The 21,034-nt window shown below is 40.5% G+C and carries 15 protein-coding genes and 1 pseudogene; 15 read left to right on the top strand and 1 reads right to left on the bottom strand.

The annotated features are described in order from the left end of the window. On the top strand, nt 1–633 hold the full coding sequence (gene pyrE, locus O3633_RS02935; protein ID WP_070889329.1) for an orotate phosphoribosyltransferase: 633 nt from the start codon (nt 1–3) through the stop codon (nt 631–633). 71 nt (nt 634–704) lie between these two features. Here pyrE and O3633_RS02930 read toward each other — a convergent pair. Continuing rightward, nucleotides 705–894: pseudogene (locus O3633_RS02930) on the bottom strand (IS3-like element ISSth1b family transposase); the annotation flags it as partial. 624 nt (nt 895–1,518) lie between these two features. Here O3633_RS02930 and O3633_RS02925 point away from each other — a divergent pair. The 14 genes from O3633_RS02925 (at nt 1,519) to manA (ending at nt 21,019) form a co-directional block, all read left to right on the top strand. After that, nucleotides 1,519–2,325 carry a coiled-coil domain-containing protein gene (locus O3633_RS02925; protein ID WP_371620321.1) on the top strand — a complete coding sequence of 269 codons (807 nt, stop codon included), beginning with the start codon at nt 1,519–1,521 and terminating at the stop codon, nt 2,323–2,325. Nucleotides 2,326–2,346: 21 nt separating this feature from the next. After that, nucleotides 2,347–3,594 carry a toxic anion resistance protein gene (locus tag O3633_RS02920; RefSeq protein ID WP_371620320.1) on the top strand — a complete coding sequence of 416 codons (1,248 nt, stop codon included), beginning with the start codon at nt 2,347–2,349 and terminating at the stop codon, nt 3,592–3,594. Nucleotides 3,595–3,920: 326 nt separating this feature from the next. Beyond that, nucleotides 3,921–7,289: a type I restriction endonuclease subunit R gene (locus tag O3633_RS02915; RefSeq protein ID WP_371620319.1), complete on the top strand. Its 3,369-nt coding sequence runs from the start codon at nt 3,921–3,923 to the stop codon at nt 7,287–7,289. A 154-nt stretch (nt 7,290–7,443) separates the two neighbouring features. Beyond that, nucleotides 7,444–8,964 (top strand): hypothetical protein, encoded by a 1,521-nt coding sequence (locus tag O3633_RS02910; protein WP_371620318.1) that lies wholly within the window; start codon nt 7,444–7,446, stop codon nt 8,962–8,964. Further along, complete coding sequence (locus O3633_RS02905; RefSeq protein WP_371620317.1) at nt 8,957–10,186, top strand: restriction endonuclease subunit S; 1,230 nt, start codon at nt 8,957–8,959, stop codon at nt 10,184–10,186. The genes O3633_RS02910 and O3633_RS02905 overlap by 8 nt, the downstream gene beginning before the upstream one ends. Nucleotides 10,187–10,580: 394 nt before the next feature. Then, the gene (locus O3633_RS02900) at nt 10,581–12,182 is read left to right on the top strand and encodes a type I restriction-modification system subunit M (protein WP_371620316.1); all 1,602 of its coding nucleotides are present in this window, start codon (nt 10,581–10,583) and stop codon (nt 12,180–12,182) included. Between the two features lie 285 nt (nt 12,183–12,467). Continuing rightward, the gene (locus O3633_RS02895; protein WP_006155565.1) at nt 12,468–12,863 is read left to right on the top strand and encodes a CopY/TcrY family copper transport repressor; all 396 of its coding nucleotides are present in this window, start codon (nt 12,468–12,470) and stop codon (nt 12,861–12,863) included. A gap of 10 nt (nt 12,864–12,873) precedes the next feature. Then, complete coding sequence (locus O3633_RS02890) at nt 12,874–13,245, top strand: cupredoxin domain-containing protein (protein ID WP_000933322.1); 372 nt, start codon at nt 12,874–12,876, stop codon at nt 13,243–13,245. A 9-nt stretch (nt 13,246–13,254) separates the two neighbouring features. Next, entirely contained in the window at nt 13,255–15,477 is a 2,223-nt protein-coding gene (locus tag O3633_RS02885; RefSeq protein ID WP_371620315.1) for a heavy metal translocating P-type ATPase, read from the top strand. Nucleotides 15,478–15,695: 218 nt separating this feature from the next. Beyond that, on the top strand, nt 15,696–17,471 hold the full coding sequence (gene spxB / locus O3633_RS02880; protein WP_371620314.1) for a pyruvate oxidase: 1,776 nt from the start codon (nt 15,696–15,698) through the stop codon (nt 17,469–17,471). 310 nt (nt 17,472–17,781) lie between these two features. Beyond that, nucleotides 17,782–17,937, top strand: a complete 156-nt coding sequence (locus O3633_RS02875) for a hypothetical protein (RefSeq protein ID WP_162837481.1) — start codon at nt 17,782–17,784, stop codon at nt 17,935–17,937. Between the two features lie 42 nt (nt 17,938–17,979). Next, nucleotides 17,980–18,327 (top strand): VOC family protein, encoded by a 348-nt coding sequence (locus O3633_RS02870; RefSeq protein WP_049530678.1) that lies wholly within the window; start codon nt 17,980–17,982, stop codon nt 18,325–18,327. 187 nt (nt 18,328–18,514) lie between these two features. Continuing rightward, nucleotides 18,515–19,954, top strand: a complete 1,440-nt coding sequence (locus tag O3633_RS02865) for a 6-phospho-beta-glucosidase (RefSeq protein ID WP_371620313.1) — start codon at nt 18,515–18,517, stop codon at nt 19,952–19,954. A gap of 120 nt (nt 19,955–20,074) precedes the next feature. Next, entirely contained in the window at nt 20,075–21,019 is a 945-nt protein-coding gene (gene manA, locus O3633_RS02860) for a mannose-6-phosphate isomerase, class I (protein ID WP_371620312.1), read from the top strand. The last annotated feature ends 15 nt before the right edge of the window (nt 21,020–21,034 follow it).

Below are 21,034 nucleotides of genomic sequence, written 5' to 3'. Positions count from 1 at the left end.
ATGACACTTGCTAAAGACATTGCTAGCCATCTATTGAAAATTCAAGCCGTTTACCTCAAACCAGAAGAGCCCTTCACTTGGGCATCAGGAATCAAGTCACCAATTTATACGGACAACCGTGTAACACTTGCCTACCCAGAGACACGTACTTTGATTGAAAATGGTTTTGTGGAAGCCATCAAGGCAGAATTCCCAGAAGTAGAAGTGATTGCAGGAACAGCGACTGCAGGCATTCCGCATGGTGCCATCATCGCTGACAAGATGAACTTGCCATTTGCCTATATCCGTAGCAAACCAAAAGATCACGGTGCTGGAAATCAAATCGAAGGCCGTGTAGCCCAAGGACAAAAGATGGTCGTTGTTGAAGATTTGATTTCAACGGGTGGTTCAGTTCTCGAAGCCGTAGCAGCTGCCAAACGTGAAGGAGCAGATGTTCTGGGTGTTGTAGCTATCTTCAGCTATCAATTGCCAAAAGCGGATAAGAACTTTGCGGATGCTGGTGTCAAACTAGTAACACTTTCAAACTACAGCGAGCTCATCCACCTAGCCCAAGAAGAAGGCTATATCACACCAGAAGGACTTGACCTCCTAAAACGCTTCAAAGAAGACCAAGAAAATTGGCAAAAAGCTTAAGACATAGAAAATCAGGTAGTCAAAATGAACTGCTCCCTGTCAAGTGGACAATGAAATAATAAAAGATTAAGCACACGGGCTTTGTTCCTCATTTCAAGAGGAGAAAGGCCCGTGTTGCGCCTTTGAAAACGAAAAGTAGATATCGGCAACAAGTTCCTCAAAAGTCTTATACTTCTTCAAATTGTCACTCTCTGTTTTAAAGTATTCCAAGAAGCGATTAATCGGAGCATTACCAATTTATATACCAACTCTAGACATAGAGCAGTGGTGACCATCTAGTATTCTCGTGGTGTATACTATGAATCAGCGGAGTTGCGCTGGATTAGCCTCCATAGCTTTTCCATGACTAAGGGATTATCGTATACAGCCTCTTCCTTGAATTAAGTAATGTTGATGATATAAATCCGGTATGATATAATGTTTTAGCCCCCTCAATTTAAGGAAGGGAGGTGTTACATATGTTAGAAACTTTACTCACAGTGTTTCTAGCTCCGTTACTGATTAACGTGTTATCTGAGCTTTTCAAGTTATGGCTTAAGAAACGTAAGAAGTAATGGTTAACCCTTTTAGAGGGTAGCAAAAAACCCCATCGGTGGCACGGTGGGGCTTTTTTAGTTACATATGCTGTAACTTTACTCACATTGTAAGTTCATTTTAACACAAATCTATCGATATTTCAAGCTTTTGTTTTTATATTTCATCAGTGTTCATTCAACAATTCTAGAACACTGAAGCCTGTGGTTTGAGTCTGCTCCACTGAAATTAGCATACGAGCTACTAGCTTCCATTTTACAATAAAGAAATCAACTCTTTTCTAGGGATTTCCGCCCTCATTTTTGTCTTTTGTGCTAAAATAGACTTATAAATTGAAAATAAGGAATGTTTATGAAATCGGGTAATGGTTTTTGGAAAGGCTGTCTCTATTTTTGGGGCTTCTTGTTCTTACTGGGCCTTTTGGTTCAATATGCTCTCCCACTTGCGGCTTGTGTCCTACTGGGTTATGGCGGTTACCGTCTCTACAAACGTTGGCGCTATCCTCTTTTGCAGGATCGTTCGCTCGACGATCGGATTGAGCTTTTAAAAGCTCGGATTCGTCAGGCGGATAAAGATATTCAGCAATTGGAGGGAACTTTAGTAGAAAAAGGCTCAGAGGCCTATAAGAGTCTGGCCAATCAAGTATTGATTGAACTGCGGGAAATCCATCAGGAGGCAGATCGTCTCAAGTCCTATATTGATGATGATGTCTACAATCGTATTGACAAAAAGGTTCGTACAGTAAGGGCAAACATCGATGTTCAGCTAGAACGTTTGGATAGAGAAAGTCAGGTAGATCTTGAAAATGCGGAGCCAGAGGAATTAGCTCCAGAATTGTCCCAGACCTTGGCCAATATTGCCGTTGACCATCAGGCCATTTTAGACAAGATTGCTACCTCTGCTGAGGGGGATAAGGAAGAATTGACTGCCATTCATAGTTTGAAGATGGAGAAATTCCAAACGATTTTAGAAGGCTATTTAAAGATTAAGGCCAATCCGAAGAACTATAATCGGGCAGAAGAACGCTTAGCGCAAGCTAAAGCAGCCATCGAACAATTTGACCTTGAGCTGGACCAAGTCTTGAGAGAACTCAATGAAACAGATATGCGTGATTTTGATATCAGTCTGCGCATTCTAGAAAAAGATCGTAAAGAATAGGTTAGAAATAAAGGAGTAACCATGACAGAATTTAATTTTGATATTGACCAGATTGCCAACAATACGGTAGCTAAGGTGGATAAAACAACCCAAATCATCGAGACCAATACTGGCTCGGACAAGACCTTGACCTTCCTTGAAAAGTTGAGCTCTGAGCAGCAAGAAGGAATCAAGACGCACGTGCCCCAGTTAGTAGACCAGTTTGTTACCAATCAAAATGCTCTTTTGGATTTTGGACAATCTGCTGTAGAAGGTGTGAACAATACGGTTAATCGTATCTTGTCAGAACAAAAGAAATTGCAGATTCCCCAAGTGGATGATTTACTCAAGAATACCAACCGTGAGTTGCAAGGCTTTGTCGTCAAATACAAGAACGCTGAAATTGCTGAGTTAGAAGAAAAGCCAAACTTTTTGCAACGATTGTTTAACAAGAGCAAGAATACCCTCCAGGAATTTTACTTTGACTCAAAAACAGTGGAGCAAAAGCTCGATGGCATGGCTGCCGCAGTGGTCAAGCAAGAAGATGTGCTTGCTCGAAATATCGTCTCTGCTGAGATGTTGATCGAGGACAATACCAAATCAATTGAAAATCTAGTGGGAGTGATTTCCTTTATCGAAGCCAGCCAGACAGAAGCTGGCAAGCGCGCTGCAGAATTGAAAGTTCAAGTTGACCAACTCGATACAAGTACGGTAGAATACCAGACCAAGTCTCAAGAATTGGCCCGCATGGCAGAAGTGGTCAATACCCTTGAACAACAGCACACCGAGTATGTCAGCCGTCTCTATGTTGCCTGGGCAACAACACCTCAGATGCGCAATCTTGTGAAGGTATCATCTGATATGCGCCAAAAATTGGGCATGCTTCGTCGCAATACCATTCCAACAATGAAGCTTTCCATTGCCCAACTTGGTATTTTGCAGCAATCAATGAAATCAGGTGTTGTGGCAGATGCCATTGTCAATGCCAATAATGCTGCTCTTCAGATGCTAGCTGAAACCAGTAAGGAAGTGATTCCGCAGATGGAACGAATTGCCCAAAACCCGACAGTCGCTGTCGAATCGGTTACTAAACTGGCTGAAAGTCTGGTCGCTCAAAACCAAGGCATCGTCGCTGCCATTGAATTGGGACGCCAGAAACGTGCCCAACTAGAAACAACCATCGTCAAGTCCGCAGAAATGATCAACGATTCTGTCAAACTACGCGATGAGAAAATCGTCCAAGCCCTTCTAGACCAAGGCAAGGCCGCCCAAAAAGAAGTACAAGAATAACACATAAGTCCCCTGCAAGCATAGTTTGCAGGGGATTTTGCTTGTTTTAGTAGAAGCTTGAAGGTCAGGAAATTATTGCTAGATTTAGAGAGAATGCCCTAGAAAACCTTTTCACTACTAGTCTTTTATGATACAATGGAAGGAAGTAAAGGCGCTGTTTTTTCGATGTCGCAACGCCTTGGATGAATGAAAAGGAAGAGTCCCTATGGTTTTCAGATTTAAGCAAATAACTAGATTGCATATATATATATAAACTCACGTTTTCATACCCATTTTCAAAACCTACCAATGTTTTTGGTAGGCTTTTTGCGTTGTAGAAATGGGGTATGAACATGGCTTACACTTTATCAAAAGAATTAGAACAAGAGCTCATCGTTTCAGCATCTGAGCTGCAGGCTAGTTATGCTGCTATCGTAGAATACCTAGAGGCTATCAACCAGAAAGAAGCATCTGGAAGCAATTCTCAGGAGCTCCAGAATCAGCTTACTATTCAGCTGAGACGTTTAGAAGATTTGGTGCAAGGCTATATCCAGATAAAGAAGAATCCCCATCACTACCTAGATGCAGATAAAGACCTGACAGCAGCCTATCAAGCCATAAAAGGTACGGAGCAAGCCCTTCTTGAAAAATTACAACATCTCAACCAAGCAGCCTTGCAGGATTTCCACATCAGCCAGAGACTCTCTCCTAAAGATGAGACTGCTATCCCTGTAGCAGGTAAACCCAAAACCAAACAGGAATTGGCTGTCGAGCGAGATTTGATCAACCAGTTGACAAAGGGAGAAAGTCAATGGGTATATCGACCTGAGTTAAATACAGAAGACCTTCTATGGGAAAACTTTTTTGCCAAGCTGGAAGCCAATAATGTCCGCATTTTGCAAGACCATCCCCTTACAAATTCAGAGAAAAATCAAATCAAAAACCAGCTCAATTTTGTCAACTTCTATGAAGCAGCCAAGTGGATAGCAGGGGAAAATGGCATTGCCAAGGTGCAGGTTCAACGTGAGGATGCCAGTCTAGGAACCATTCGCTTGGAAGTTTTGTGGAGAAACAATGTCGCAGGTGGCAAATCAAGCTATGAGGTTGTCAACCAAGTTATCACAGGCGGAGAAGGGATTCGCCAGCGCCGTGGAGATGTGACTCTGCTGATCAATGGTCTGCCCATGATTCAAATCGAACTGAAAAGCCGTTCTCATCCTTACATGGATGCTTTCCGTCAGATTAAAAAATACGACCAAGAAGGACAGTTCCGAGGTATTTATTCAAGTCTTCAAATGTTTGTCGTTTCCAATGTAACGGATACTCGCTACATTGCAGCTGCCAAAGCCAACAAGCTAAATGAACGCTTCTTGACCAAGTGGGTGGATAGTGAAAATAGACCTCAACCCCAGCTATTTGACTTTGCAGAGTCTGTCTTGTCGATACCGAGAGCCCACGAAATGGTCATGCAGTATTCTGTCATCGATGATGACAAGAAGGCCTTGATTTTATTGCGCCCCTATCAGGTTCATGCTATTGAGGCTATCCGTGAAGCCAGTCGCCAGCGCCAATCGGGCTATATTTGGCATACGACTGGTTCAGGAAAGACCCTGACCTCCTATAAGGTTTCGCGCAATCTGCTCCAGATACCATCTATCGAAAAGACAATCTTTGTGATTGATAGGACAGACCTTGACCAGCAGACGACTAGTTCTTTTCAGTCTTACGCAGAGAACGACATGATCGATATCGACGAGACCGATGATACACAGGAATTGGTTAAAAATCTGGCTTCTGATGACCGCCGTGTCGTTGTGACGACCATCCAGAAAATCAATGCCATGATTCGTCAGTTTGATGAAGGGCGTCACCAAAAGGTCTACAATCGTATCAAGCAACTCAAACTAGCCTTTGTCGTCGATGAATGCCATCGCGCAGTGACTCCTGAACGCCAACGCCACCTAGAGCACTTCTTTACAAATTCTCTCTGGTATGGTTTTACAGGGACTCCTATCTTTACAGAAAATAAACGTGAACAAAAAGGAGACCTTGCTCAGACGACCGAAGAGCAGTACGGTGACTGCCTCCACCAATATACCGTCAAAGAAGCCATCCATGACAAGGCGGTTCTTGGCTTTAATGTAGAGTATCAGACGACCATGCCTGGTTGGGCAGAAGATGAGATTGACGAGGAGCGTTATGATGACGAAGGTCACATGCTTGCCGTTTTAGATGCCATTCTCAATCGCTCAAGACGCAAACTCGGTTTCCAAAATGGGGTAGGAAAAACCTATGAAGCCATTTTGACCGTTAAAAGCATTGCTCGTGCGCAGGCCTATTATAACCTGATTAAGCAAGTCAAAAATGGAGAGAAGTCTCTAAGCATCTCGGAAAATGTTAAAAAGGTCTTACCAGACTTTCCTAAGGTTGCTATTACTTACTCTGTGACAGAAAATGAAGCAGACTCCTATGTCAACCAAGCCTACATGGAGGAAAGTCTAGAGGACTACAATGCCATGTTTGGTACCCACTTTAGCTTAGCGACCATTGCTTCCTACAATAGTGACCTCAACGACCGTCTGGCCCGTAAGAAAGAACGCTTTGCCTTCCGTGAAGAACAGCTGGATCTGGTTATTGTAGTGGACCGCTTGTTGACAGGCTTTGATGCCCCTTGTCTATCGACCCTGTTCATGGATCGTCAGCCCATGAAACCCCAGCATATCATTCAGGCCTTTTCACGAACCAATCGCCTCTTTGATGAAGGCAAGAAATTCGGTCAAATCGTTACCTTCCAAACTCCTGACCGCTTTAAAGAAAAAGTGGATGAAGCTCTGAGTCTTTACTCAAATGGTGGCGAAACCAGTGTCTTAGCCCCAGAATGGCAGGAGGAGAAGGCCAAGTTTCTTGAGAAGGTTCATCAACTACTAGACATCGCTCCAAGTCCAGAGCAGGTGCCTGATTTGGATACAGCGACAGATGCAGAATTAAAACGCTTTGCCAAGGCCTTCCAAGAATTTGACAAGCTCCTATCCTCTATACAGGTCTATTCTGACTATGATGAGAAAGTCATTCTCAGAGAGATTGGTCTCAGCCTAGAGGACATCGAGAACTTTGCCGGCCAATATCAAAATGTCATCGAAGAACTCCGCAGACGCAGAAAAGAAGACCAAGAAGATGAAGGCGTTTTGCTGGATATCGAGTACGAGCTCGAATCCATCCGCACCGATGAGATAAATTATCACTATATCCTCTCTCTCATCCAAGCCCTGATTGAAAATCGGGAAAACCTCATCGGTAAAAAGGAAAAGAGTCTGGTAGATAACTATATCGAAGATTTGAACAAATCCAATCCCAAGTTATCCAGCCTCATCTCCAAACTCTGGCAGAATGTCCAAGCAGATGCCAAGAGCTATCAGGGTCAGTCTATCATCCATAAGTTGGATGAGATGATTGAGCTTACTACCCAGCAAAAGATTCGTGAAACGGCGGATTATTGGCAGATAGGAGAGGATGAACTCCAGTTCGTAGTGGACAACTACCGCATCGGACGAGACAAGCAAAATGGCGAAAAAGCCATCACCGAGTCTCAGGACTATCTGGCCTATAAGGAAGCCAACGGAGACAAGGCACTACCAAAACTCAAATACAAAAAAGCCCTCAAAGAGGACTATATGCGCATGATTTCAGAGGATATCTTACCGCTAAGGGGGAGATAGGTTTATTTGATATTCTGATTTGCTAGATGTTTAACGTTATCTTGTCAAATCAGACCTTCTATTGTTTCAAAATAGGCAAAATTGAAGAATAGAAATCAAAAAAGAAAATCTAAAGTGTAGAAATAGGAAAATGGAGTAATAGAAAGGGAGTAATATGACAAAAATTGGTTTTTTATTTGGGGCTGGAGCTGAGATTGCTTATGGTATGCCCAATGGTGGGAAATTTGCTTTAGATATTTTCAGGAGAGATACTAGTCAAGCTAAGGAAAAGTTTAAAGAAAATCGTGATAGAATTTTAAATTATTCTCAATATGCAAGCACATGGCTACCGCAAGATTATAATTCCAAAAGAGTTACTACATTTCGAGAAAGTGTGTATGAAAATATAATAAAGGATACTGTAGTAAATCATCGTAATGATATAGTAAAGAGAATTAATAATTTTGATAAGGTTGCAGTTCCGATAGCAGTTCAGATATTTGATTCTTTGCCTAACTTTAAAAATATTGTACAAGAAGAGTTAGGTAGAGAATATCAAAATATAAATGTCAGTCAGCAATTAAAATATAACGATTACTTAATGGATGGGAATCGTTTATTTACTAGCAAGATTTTTTCAATTTTATTAACATATTATAAAAATTTTGAATTTCCGAATATTTCTGATAGAGAATTGCTGGGTGATATTGTAAAATCTATTTTACAGTTGCATATAGGGGCAATGAGTGAAAATCTATCTAGGAACTTACAAGAAAATATTTTTTCTACACATGAATTAGAGTTAGATATTTTTGATGATTTAGGAAGTAATCTCTCTGTTAATTATCAAGCCGCGGGTGTTAAGGGGTTGGAGCTTTTATCTAGGAAAGCACCTGATGATGCTCACCATATTGTTAAACTTGCTTTTAAAGTAATAGAAGAAATTTATGCTGAAGTTTTGGATTATAAATCTGTAATTGATAGTAATTGGCATTATCTATACATTCCTAAACATGAGTGGAGTAAGTTTTGCAACATTAGCATCTTTCTTCATTCAGTACGTGAATATATAGAATCTTGTAATTTTAATGACCAAAACGCAGGATATTATGATGATTTAAATAGTCAAGATATTTTTGAAATCGAAACTATTGCGACATCTAATTATATCAATAATCTGATAGGAGCTAAATTACCAGGCAAGGATATTATTTTTCTAAATGGCAGTATAGATGAATTTTATGATCCGTATATGAATACGACAATCAGTAAAGAAGAATTTGATAGCTATGAACGTTTTGCTGTCCCTTTGATATTTACACAAAGTGGTACGAAACCAATGACGTCTATTGATATGTCCATAAAATATGTTGATTATTATTCTAAGTTGCGACAATCTGATTTTATCTGTTCTGTTGGTTTTGGATTTAACACAGATGATGAACATATAAATGGTATTATTCGAACAGCTATTGAAAGAGATGGAAAGCATCTTGTGGTTATTGCGCCAAGTAAGTATGAAACTGTAGAAATTAGATCTCAAAAATTAGCAGATCAATTGAAAGTAAGTCGAGTAGAGAACATTCACTATGTCATAGTGGATGATGAAAGAAGAGTAGATGGTGAGATGTTATGGACAGAATATATTGTATCATCTGATTTCTTAGAAAGTATAGAAGAGGTGTCACATGATTAAGATACCAGATTATCGATTTAAAAACTATACCGAACCTTGGGAAGAGAAGAAATTGGGTGAAATAGTGGAAAGGATTACGAGGAAAAATAAAAATTTGGAATCTGATTTACCTTTGACTATTTCTGCTCAGTATGGATTGATTGACCAAGAAACTTTTTTTAATAAAAAGGTTGCTAGTAAAGATGTCAGTGGATATTACTTATTGAAAAAAGGTGAATTTGCGTATAATAAATCTTATTCGTCAGATTATCCATGGGGTGCAGTTAAAAGATTGGATAATTATGAAATGGGAGTATTATCAACATTATATATAGTTTTTAGACCCAATTCTATAGATTCAGATTTTTTAGCTGTATATTACGATTCTCCAAAATGGTATAAGGAAGTTTCTATGCGAGCAGCAGAAGGAGCTAGAAATCATGGTCTTTTAAATATTTCGCCCCAAGATTTCTTTGATACAGAGCTAATTTTTCCTGTTAACCAATCCGAGCAAACTGCTATTGGTTCTTTCTTCCAAGATATTGACCAGCTCATTAGCCTTCAACAGCGTAAATTAGAGGTGCTCAAAGAGCAGAAGAAAACCTACCTCAAACTCCTCTTCCCAGCCAAAGGACAAACCAAACCAGCCCTTCGCTTCGCAGGATTTGAAGATGACTGGAAGGAAGTGAAGTTGGGGGAAGTTGCAGAATTAAAACGAGGTTTAACCTACAAACCTACCTCTGTTGTAGAAAACGGAATTAGAGTGTTGCGTTCTTCAAATATAGATGGAGATGTTTTTAAAAAGCAAGAAGATGATGTTTTTGTTGAAGATAGTTCGGTCACTATTCCCTATGTTCAGTTTGGTGATATTTTAATTACTGCTGCTAATGGTTCTTCAAAGTTAGTAGGAAAACACGCGATTATAGAGGATAGTGAGAAGATGGTTCATGGTGGCTTTATGCTTCTTGCTAGAAGTAAACAATATAAGTTTTTAAATGCTTTACTTAGTTCTGAGTGGTACAGTAGATTCATTGATGTTTCGGTAGCGGGAGGTAATGGTGCAATCGGTAATTTAAGTAAATCAAATTTGGAAAAAGAAATTGTACTATGCCCAACCATACCCGAACAAGAAGCTATCGGTTCTTTCTTCCAAGACCTAGACAAGGCTATTGCCAAGCAAGAGGAAAAAGTCAACCAACTCAAAGAAAGCAAACAAACCCTACTCAGAAAAATGTTTATATAAGATACAAAGACCGTCAAAAGCCCAGTAAAAATAGGAAACTGGCGCAGTCTTCGATGAAGGCCAGACAGTTTATCTTTTTTACCCAGCTTTTAGGTCGTGTTCAATTCATAAGATACCAAGACCATAAAAAGCCCAGTAATTAGTTTTAAAAGAGTTTATTGTAAAATGAGCGCGAACGAAGTGAGTTTTTAGAAGATATTTTCCGCCATAGTGGTATCCTATACAATAACAAAGTTATTGTATAGGACGGGATTTTTGAGACTCTAGGCTCAAAAATTAGGGATGAAATTCCGAAGGAAGTTGCTCCCGTCCGCACTATTTAAGGAAAATATAAAAAAGAACAATATTTTAAAACATGGAATACTACTAACAACATACATTGATAGGAGACCCTATGTCACAAACAGATTTATCAAGAGAACTCTACCAATCCCTCTGGAATGCGGCGGATATCCTGCGTGGCCAGATGGAAGCCAATGAATACAAGTCCTACCTCTTGGGCTTGATTTTCTACAAGTACCTATCCGACAACATCCTCCAAGCCGTCTGTGATAACTTGGAAGAGACCTTTGAGTCCTTCCAGCAAGCGCAACTTCTCTATGAGGAAAACTTTGCGGATGCAGATGTCCGTGAAGACCTCATCGAGGTCTTAAATGACGATCTGGGCTATGTGATTGAGCCTTCTCTAACCTTTACCAAGCTGGTTCAGTCTATCTACGAAGGAACCTTCCAGCTAGAATCCCTAGCCCAAAGTTTCCGTGATATCGAGCAGGCCAATGAAAAATTTGAAAATCTCTTCGAAGATATCGACCTCTATGCGAAAAAGCTAGGCAACACCCCACAAAAGCAAAACAAGACCATCTCTGAAGTCATGAAACAGCTCAACGACCTTAATGTTTCTGGTCATGCTGGTGATATCTTGGGTGATGCTTATGAGTACTTGATTGGCCAGTTTGCCAGTGATTCTGGGAAAAAGGCTGGAGAGTTTTATACACCTCAAGCAGTCTCTCATCTCATGACTCAGATTGTCTTTTCAGGGCGCGAGCATCAAAAGGGCATGTCGGTTTACGACCCGACCATGGGTTCTGGTTCTCTCTTGCTCAATGCCAAGCGCTATAGTAAGGAAGCTTCGACTATTTCTTACTACGGTCAAGAATTGATTACTTCGACTTTCAACCTTGCTCGCATGAATATGATGCTTCATGGGGTCGCGATTGAGAACTATCACCTCAGCAACCACGATACCCTAGACGAAGATTGGCCAACTACGGAGCCTACAGACTTTGATGGGGTTTTGATGAACCCACCCTATTCACTGAAGTGGTCAGCAGATAGTGGCTTCCTACAAGATCCTCGCTTTTCAAGTTATGGAGTTCTTGCACCTAAGTCTAAAGCAGATTTTGCCTTCCTTCTTCACGGTTTTTATCATCTCAAGCATAATGGTGTCATGGCCATCGTTCTTCCTCACGGAGTTCTCTTTAGAGGAGCAGCCGAGCAAAAGATTCGCCAGCACCTGCTAGAAGAAGGCGCTATTGATACAGTTATCGGCTTGCCAGCAAATATCTTCTACAACACCTCTATTCCGACAACTATTATTATCCTTAAAAAGAATCGCACCAATAAGGATGTCTTCTTTATCGATGCCTCAAAAGAGTTTGAAAAAGGGAAAAATCAAAACAATATGACCGAAGACCATATTGCCAAGATTTTGGAGACCTATCAAAAACGCGAGAATGTCGAGAAGTTTGCCCATCTAGCCAACTTTGAAGAGATTGTCGAAAACGACTACAACCTCAACATTCCACGCTATGTCGATACCTTTGAGGAAGAACCCGTTGTTCCCCTTGTCGACCTCGCAGACCAGCTCGCAGAGATTGATAAAGAAATTTGTCAAGTAGAAGCCAGACTTGCACAAATGCGCAGCCAACTAGTAGGCACAACACCAGAAGCCCAAGCAGAATTAACCGCCTATCTCGAAAAGTTGAAAGAGATTTAGAGAGTAGGATAATGATGAAAACATCTCGTATAGATTGTACGAGGTGTTTTTGGATTTCGCTGTATTATACATCATGTATAGTATAGGTAAAAAATGATGCTAAATGATAAAAAATTGTAGCTTTAAAAATCTCATTTGGATAATATGTATTTTTTATCACAATGATAGTCAAAATCTATTGGAAAGAGAAATTTAAAAATTTTTAGGAAATTTAGTTGACAAATGTAGATTTTAAGAGTATACTGGTGATTGTAATTGACAAATGTAGATTTTGGAGGTGTGCTGATGCAGATTTCGGATGCAGAATGGCAGGTCATGAAGATTATATGGATGCAGGGGGAGCAGACTAGTACTGATCTCATAAAAGTATTAGAGAAAAGGTTTAGCTGGTCTAAATCCACGATCCAGACACTCTTGGCTCGTTTGGTGGAGAAAGAATGTTTGACTCGGGAAAAACAGGGTAAGTCCTTTGTGTATTCGTCCCTTTTAACTCCAGATGATAGTAGGGGCTTAATGGTTCAGGATATCAAAGACAAGCTTTGTTCTCGAAGAATAAAGCTCTTGCTAGCTGATTTGATTGAAGAATGTGATTTCACCCTAGCTGACTTGGAAGGCTTGGAAGAAGTGATTTCAAAGAAAAAAGCAAGTGCTGTAACAGAAGTAAGATGTAATTGTATGTAAAGGAGACGCTATGTTAAATCTATTTGTATCTATTGTTGTTTTAGGAATGATTGCTTTTATCCTCTTTTGGTTTTTCAAAAAACCGCAAGAAGATGCTAAGAGAGCCCAGCAAAAAAATGGCTATCAGGAGATTCGAGTGGAGGTCATGGGAGGATATACTCCAGAAACCATTATCCTTAAAAAATCGCAACCTGCTCGTATTATTTTTGATCGAAAAGATCCTTCACCTTGCTTGGACCAAATCGTTTTTCCAGACTTTGGAGTGCATGCAGATCTGCCTATGGGAGACCAATATGTGGTTGAAATCACTCCTGAAGAAGCAGGTGAGTATGGTTTCTCTTGTGGCATGAATATGATGCACGGTAAGATGATTGTAGAATAGGAGAATGTTATGACTGAAATTGTAAAAGCAAGCCTTGAAAATGGTGTGCAAAAAATTCGTATCACGGCAGACAAAGGCTACCATCCAGCCCACATTCAACTGCAAAAAGGGATTCCTGCTGAGATTACCTTTCATCGTGTGACACCTTCAAACTGTTATAAAGAGATTCTCTTCGAAGAAGAAGGGATCCTAGAACCAATCGCTCAAGATGAGGAAAAAGTCATTCGTTTTACTCCTCAAGACCTGGGTGAGCATGAATTTTCATGCGGCATGAAGATGCAAAAGGGGAGTTATACCGTAGTTGAAAAAAATAAAAAGTCCCTCAGTCTTTTTCAGCGTTTTTGGATTACTAGTATCTTTACTGTACCTCTTGTGATTCTCATGATTGGGATGTCTACAGGAGGAATTAGTCACCAAGTCATGCGTTGGGGCACCTTTTTAGCCACAACACCCATTATGCTGGTAGCTGGAGTTCCATATATCAGAAGCGCCTGGGCTAGTTTTAAAAAGCACAATTCCAACATGGATACCTTGGTTGCTCTGGGAACCCTAGTGGCCTATTTCTATAGCTTAGTTGCCCTCTTCACTGGTCTGCCCGTTTACTTTGAAAGTGCTGCATTTATCCTCTTCTTCATTCTTTTGGGAGCAGTTTTTGAGGAAAAAATGCGAAAAAATACTTCGCAGGCAGTCGAAAAATTATTAGACCTACAAGCAAAAACAGCAGAGGTTTTGCGTGATGATGTTTATGTTCAAATACCTCTAGAACAAGTCAAAGTTGGGGATCTCATTCGCGTTCGACCAGGTGAAAAAATTGCCGTTGATGGTATTGTCTTAGAAGGTGAAACGAGTATTGATGAATCAATGGTGACTGGGGAAAGTATTCCAGTCGATAAATCAGTTGGAGATGCTGTCATTGGTTCAACCATCAATAATAGTGGTACGATCATTTTTAGAGCCGAAAAAGTGGGCTCTGAGACTATGTTGGCTCAGATTGTGGACTTTGTGAAAAAAGCGCAAACGAGTCGTGCTCCTATTCAAGATTTGACCGACAAGATTTCTGGGATTTTTGTACCAGCAGTTGTCATTTTAGGACTTCTTACTTTTTGGGTCTGGTTTGTCTTGCTTGGTGAAAGCTTTGTGACTTCCCTCCTCTACGGAGTTGCAGTCTTGATTATTGCCTGCCCTTGTGCTCTAGGACTTGCGACACCGACAGCACTCATGGTTGGAACAGGACGAAGTGCCAAGATGGGGATTCTTCTCAAAAATGGTACAGTTTTACAGGAAATCCAAAAAGTCCAAACGGTTGTTTTTGATAAGACAGGAACCTTGACCGAAGGGAAGCCAGTAGTGACAGATGTTATCGGTGATGAAAGAGAAGTGCTAAGTTTGGCTGCTTCACTGGAAGATGTATCTCAACACCCGCTAGCTCAAGCTATTGTTAATCGTGCATCTGAACTAGGAATTAGCCTTTACCCCGTTGAAAACTTTCAAGCCTTGCATGGAAAAGGTGTGACTGGGATTATTAATAGTAAACAAGTCTTGCTTGGGAATGCCAAACTCTTAGCTGACCTTGCTATTCCACATGATTATCAAGAACGATTTGATTTGCTTGAGAAAGAAGCAAAAACAGTTGTCTTCCTATCCGTGGATGGTGAGTTAAAAGGCTTAATTGCCTTGCAGGATGTCCCTAAGGAAAATGCTCGAGAAGCTATTGCCAAATTGAAAAAACGTGGCCTTAGAACGGTCATGCTTACTGGAGATAATGCTGGAGTAGCCCATGCGATTGCAGAGCAAATTGGGATAGAAGAAGTGATTGCAAATGTCTTGCCAGAGGAAAAGGCACATGAAATTCACAAGCTTCAAAAGAATGGCAAATTGGCCTTTGTTGGAGATGGTATCAATGATGCGCCGGCCCTCAGTGTAGCCGATGTCGGAATTGCCATGGGCTCTGGTACAGATATTGCCATTGAATCAGCAGATCTTGTCCTTACAACCAACAATTTACTAGGATTGGCACGTGCTTTTGATATGAGTAAGAAGACCTTTAATCGTATTCTACTCAATCTTTTCTGGGCTTCTATCTATAACCTCATTGGTATTCCGATTGCAGCAGGAGTGTTTTCTGGTCTTGGTTTGGTACTCAATCCAGAACTTGCAGGATTAGCCATGGCCTTTAGTTCAGTCTCTGTTCTGATCAGCTCTCTCATGCTTAATTTTACTAAAGTCGATTAAAAAGGCGGTCTTAACCGCTTTTTTTGCTATTCTAAAACAGATTTTCAAAACGTTTTCAATCTGTACTGTAATAGAGAATGAAGTTTTGTGAGCACATTCTTATGAAACTATAAGTAAATGTGATAAATTAGGAGTGTAAATTTACTGAATCGTTTTCAAAAAACATATAAAAGCGCTTTTATTATTCATCAAATTAACTTTTAAGGAGAGTTATCATTATGACTCAAGGGAAAATTACTGCATCTGCAGCAATGCTTAACGTATTGAAAACATGGGGCGTAGACACTATCTACGGTATCCCATCAGGGACACTCAGCTCACTTATGGACGCTTTGGCTGAAGACAAAGATATCCGTTTCTTGCAAGTTCGCCACGAAGAAACAGGTGCTCTTGCAGCGGTTATGCAGGCTAAATTTGGCGGTTCTATCGGTGTTGCAGTTGGTTCAGGTGGTCCTGGTGCGACTCACTTGATCAACGGTGTTTACGATGCAGCTATGGATAACACTCCATTCCTCGCTATCCTTGGATCACGTCCTGTTAATGAACTCAACATGGATGCCTTCCAAGAATTGAACCAAAACCCAATGTACAACGGTATCGCTGTTTACAACAAACGTGTAGCTTACGCAGAGCAATTACCAAAAGTAATCGACGAAGCTTGCCGTGCTGCCGTTTCTAAAAAAGGTCCAGCGGTTGTTGAAATTCCAGTAAACTTCGGTTTCCAAGAAATCGACGAAAACTCATACTACGGTTCAGGTTCATACGAACGTTCATTTATCGCTCCTGCTTTGAACGAAGTTGAAATCGACAAAGCTGTTGAAATCTTGAACAACGCTGAACGTCCAGTTATCTACGCTGGTTACGGTGGTGTTAAAGCTGGTGAAGTGATTACTGAATTGTCACGTAAAATCAAAGCCCCAATCATCACAACTGGTAAAAACTTTGAAGCTTTTGAATGGAACTACGAAGGTTTGACAGGTTCTGCATACCGTGTTGGTTGGAAACCAGCCAACGAAGTGGTCTTTGAAGCAGACACAGTTCTTTTCCTTGGTTCAAACTTCCCATTTGCTGAAGTATACGAAGCATTTAAAAACACTGAAAAATTCATCCAAGTGGATATCGACCCTTACAAACTTGGTAAACGTCACGCCCTTGACGCTTCAATCCTTGGTGACGCAGGTCAAGCAGCTAAAGCTATCCTTGACAAAGTGAACCCAGTTGAATCTACTCCATGGTGGCGTGCAAACGTGAAGAACAACCAAAACTGGCGTGATTACATGAACAAACTCGAAGGTAAAACTGAGGGTGAATTGCAATTGTATCAAGTTTACAATGCTATCAACAAATACGCTGATCAAGACGCTATCTACTCAATCGACGTAGGTGACACTACTCAAACATCTACTCGTCACCTTCACATGACACCTAAGAACATGTGGCGTACATCTCCACTCTTTGCGACAATGGGTATTGCCCTTCCTGGTGGTATTGCTGCTAAGAAAGACAATCCAGATCGCCAAGTATGGAACATCATGGGTGATGGTGCCTTCAACATGTGCTACCCAGACGTGATCACAAACGTTCAATACGACCTTCCAGTTATTAACGTGGTCTTCTCAAATGGTAAATATGCCTTCATTAAGGACAAATACGAAGACACAAACAAACACTTGTTTGGTTGTGACTTCCCTAATGCTGACTATGCGAAAATCGCTGAAGCGCAAGGTGCTGTAGGATTTACAGTTGACCGTATCGAAGATATCGATACAGTCGTTGCAGAAGCTGTTAAATTGAACAAAGAAGGTAAGACAGTTGTGATCGATGCCCACATCACGCAACACCGTCCACTTCCAGTAGAAGTACTTGAGTTGGATCCAAAACAACACTCAGAAGAAGCAATCAAAGCCTTCAAGGAAAAATACGAAGCTGAAGAGCTTGTACCATTCCGCCTCTTCTTAGAAGAAGAAGGGTTGCAATCACGCGCAATCAAATAATTTCTTTCGTGGAACTTAAAAAGATCGGAGCAATCCGGTCTTTTTTTTATATAAAGCAATCACATATAAATAATTGACAACGCTTTCCTAAAATCTTATAATAAAAATGTAATAATAGAAAATGTGACAGATATAGAAAAGAGGATTTTTTTAATAGGTGTGGTAAGTAGATTTTCTTATTTCATTAGAAATAAAGGATGATTATAACATTCAGTTCATTACTCTTTTTTATGGCTTTGAGAAGTCACATAATGACCAATGAAACTTGGGATTGAAAGTATCTCAATAAGTAGATATTAGGAGGAAAGATATGGAAAAAAAGGATATTTATCTAATCTGTATTACCATGATTATCTGTTCAATTATTCTAGGATTGATTATAGGAAGTTTTATTTTTCATGGTCTTGAACTTATTGCTCAAATAATTTCTAACGGCTTATTTACTATCAATCAATCGATTCATTGATAAGGAGTATTCGTTTTCTAATATTTTTATAGAGGAGAGTAAATGGATTTAAATCAATTAGATATTATTGTTTCAGATGTTTCCCAAGTGTGTTCTGACTTTGAGCGACTTTTGGATAAAAAGGCTGACTATGTTGATAACAGTTTTGCTCAGTTCACGATTGGCAGTCACTGTCTTATGTTGTCTCAACATCATTTGATTCCTTTGGAAGATTTTCAGTCAGGAATCATTCTTCACATTGAGGTTGAGGATCTAAATCAGAATTACCAACGTTTAAAAGAGATTGATGTCGAGATTTTACACGGTCCTTGTGAAACGGATTGGGGAACAGAGTCCTTATTAGTTAGAGGCCCTGCTGGTCTAGTAATTGATTTTTATAGAATGAAATAAGGGCGCTTAGTCATTTGAAGTTAACCTTAATGATTCTTAAAACAGAATGTGAGAATATAAACTATTGAAAGATCGGAGTCATCCGGTCTTTTCTTTATTTTTTTCGATATGAAGGGGTTATCAAGTTTCAGATTCATTTAAAAATTTAGTGGTATAATAAAAGTAGTAAATCAAGTGAGGTAAAGTGATGACAGAAATACTACAATTTCCAGAGGGGTTCCTCTGGGGTGGTGCTACGGCAGCTAATCAATGTGAGGGGGCTTATAATTTAGACGGTCGTGGATTGGCCAATGTTGATGTCGTCCCCATCGGTAAGGATCGTGAAGCCATTATCACAGGTCAGAAAAAGATGTTTTCGTTTGAGGAGGGCTATTTTTACCCAGCCAAAGAAGCCATTGATATGTACCATCATTACAAGGAAGATATTGCTCTTTTTGCAGAAATGGGCTTTAAGACTTATCGACTTTCCATCGCTTGGACTCGGATTTTTCCTAAGGGCGACGAAGCGGAGCCAAATGAAGCTGGTCTAGCCTTTTATGAAGACTTATTTAAGGAATGCCAAAAGTATGGGATCCAACCTCTGGTGACTATTACGCATTTTGACTGCCCCATGCACTTAATTACTGAGTATGGTGGTTGGCGCAATCGTCGTATGTTGGACTTCTATGAGAATCTCTGTCGCACACTCTTTACCCGTTACAAGGGTTTGGTCAAATACTGGCTAACATTTAATGAAATCAACATGATTCTCCATGCCCCCTTTATGGGAGCTGGTCTCTGTTTTGAAGAAGGTGAAAATCAAGAACAAGTCAAATACCAAGCAGCTCACCATGAGTTGGTAGCTTCAGCTCTAGCGACTAAGATTGCCCACGAAATTGACCCAGAAAACAAGATTGGATGTATGTTGGCGGCAGGGCAGTATTATCCTAACACAGCCCATCCGAGAGACTACTGGGCTGCTATGGAGGAAGACCGTAAGAGTTACTTCTTCATTGATGTTCAGGCGCGTGGGGAATATCCAAATTATGCCAAGAAGCAGTGGGAGCGTGAAGGAATTGAGATTGAAATGACGGCAGAGGATCTAGACTTGTTGAAGAATTACACTGTTGACTTTGTTTCCTTCTCTTACTATGCAAGTCGAGTGGCCTCAGGTGATCCAGAAGTTAAAGAATTAACAGCTGGAAATGTTTTTGCCTCTCTCAAAAATCCCTATCTAGAATCCTCAGAATGGGGATGGCAGATTGACCCACTTGGGCTTCGAATCACCCTCAATACCATCTGGGATCGTTACCAAAAGCCCATGTTCATCGTAGAAAATGGCCTCGGTGCTATGGATACCCCTGATGAGAATGGTTATGTGGAAGATGACTATAGGATTGCTTATCTAGAGGCCCACATCAAGGCTATGCGAGATGCTATTTATCAAGATGGAGTAGACTTGCTTGGTTATACAACTTGGGGCTGTATAGATCTGGTTTCAGCTGGAACAGGTGAAATGAATAAACGCTATGGCTTTATCTATGTGGATCGAGATAATGCTGGTCATGGGACTCTCAAACGCAGTAAAAAGAAATCCTTCTACTGGTACAAGGACGTCATTGCCAGCAATGGTGCAAGCATTGAGTAGAACACATTTATTCACTATTTTTACAAAATCTTCTCCCTACTTTATAAGATGTGAAAAAGAGTTCAATTAGACCTAGCTTTTTGCTATAATGAGGGGAGAAAAATCAGACAGGAGATCAAGATGTCAGAACCATTATTTTTACAATCAGTTATGCAAGAAAAAATCTGGGGTGGGACTAAACTACGTGATGAGTTTGGCTACGACATTCCAAGTGAAAAGATTGGTGAGTATTGGGCAATCTCAGCTCATCCAAATGGAGTTTCTAAGGTAGCCAATGGACGCTATCAAGGAACAGACCTCGCTACTTTATATGCGAAACACCGTGAGTTGTTTGGCAACCGTCCAGAACCAGTATTTCCACTTTTGACCAAAATCCTTGATGCTAATGACTGGCTCAGTGTTCAAGTTCATCCAGATGATGCTTATGGACTAGAGCATGAGGGCGAACTCGGAAAAACAGAGTGCTGGTACATCATCGCCGCAGATGAAGGTTCAGAGATTATTTACGGTCACAATGCCAAGTCAAAGGAAGAACTCCGCCAGCAAATTGAAGATAAAAACTGGGATGCCTTGCTGACAAAGGTTCCTGTTAAGGCTGGGGATTTCTTCTATGTTCCAAGTGGAACCATGCACGCTATCGGGGCAGGTATCTTGATCCTTGAAACGCAACAGTCTAGTGATACAACCTACCGTGTTTATGACTTTGACCGTAGGGATGATAATGGCAACTTGCGTGAGCTTCATCTTGAAAAATCCATCGATGTTTTAAATATCGGTGAGCCTGCAAATAGCCGTCCTGTGACTGTCAAAGCAGATGATTTACGTTCAACTTTACTTGTCTCTAATGATTTCTTCGCAGTTTACAAGTGGGAAATTACTGGAAAAGTTGACTTTGAAAAAACAGCTGATTACAGCTTGTTAAGTGTCTTGACTGGTCAAGGTCAGCTCATTGTAGACGGTAAGGAATATCCAATCCAAAAAGGTAGCCACTTTATCTTGCCAAGCGATGTTGAAGCATGGACTTTGGAAGGTCAAGATCTAGAATTGATTGTTAGTCATCCATAAAAAGAAAGGGCCTGA

Source organism: Streptococcus sp. 27098_8_22 (assembly GCF_041432415.1).
Taxonomy (GTDB): Bacteria; Bacillota; Bacilli; order Lactobacillales; family Streptococcaceae; genus Streptococcus; species Streptococcus pseudopneumoniae_M.
Note: the sequence above shows the minus strand (reverse complement) of the source record. Positions and strands in the feature narration are given on the sequence as shown.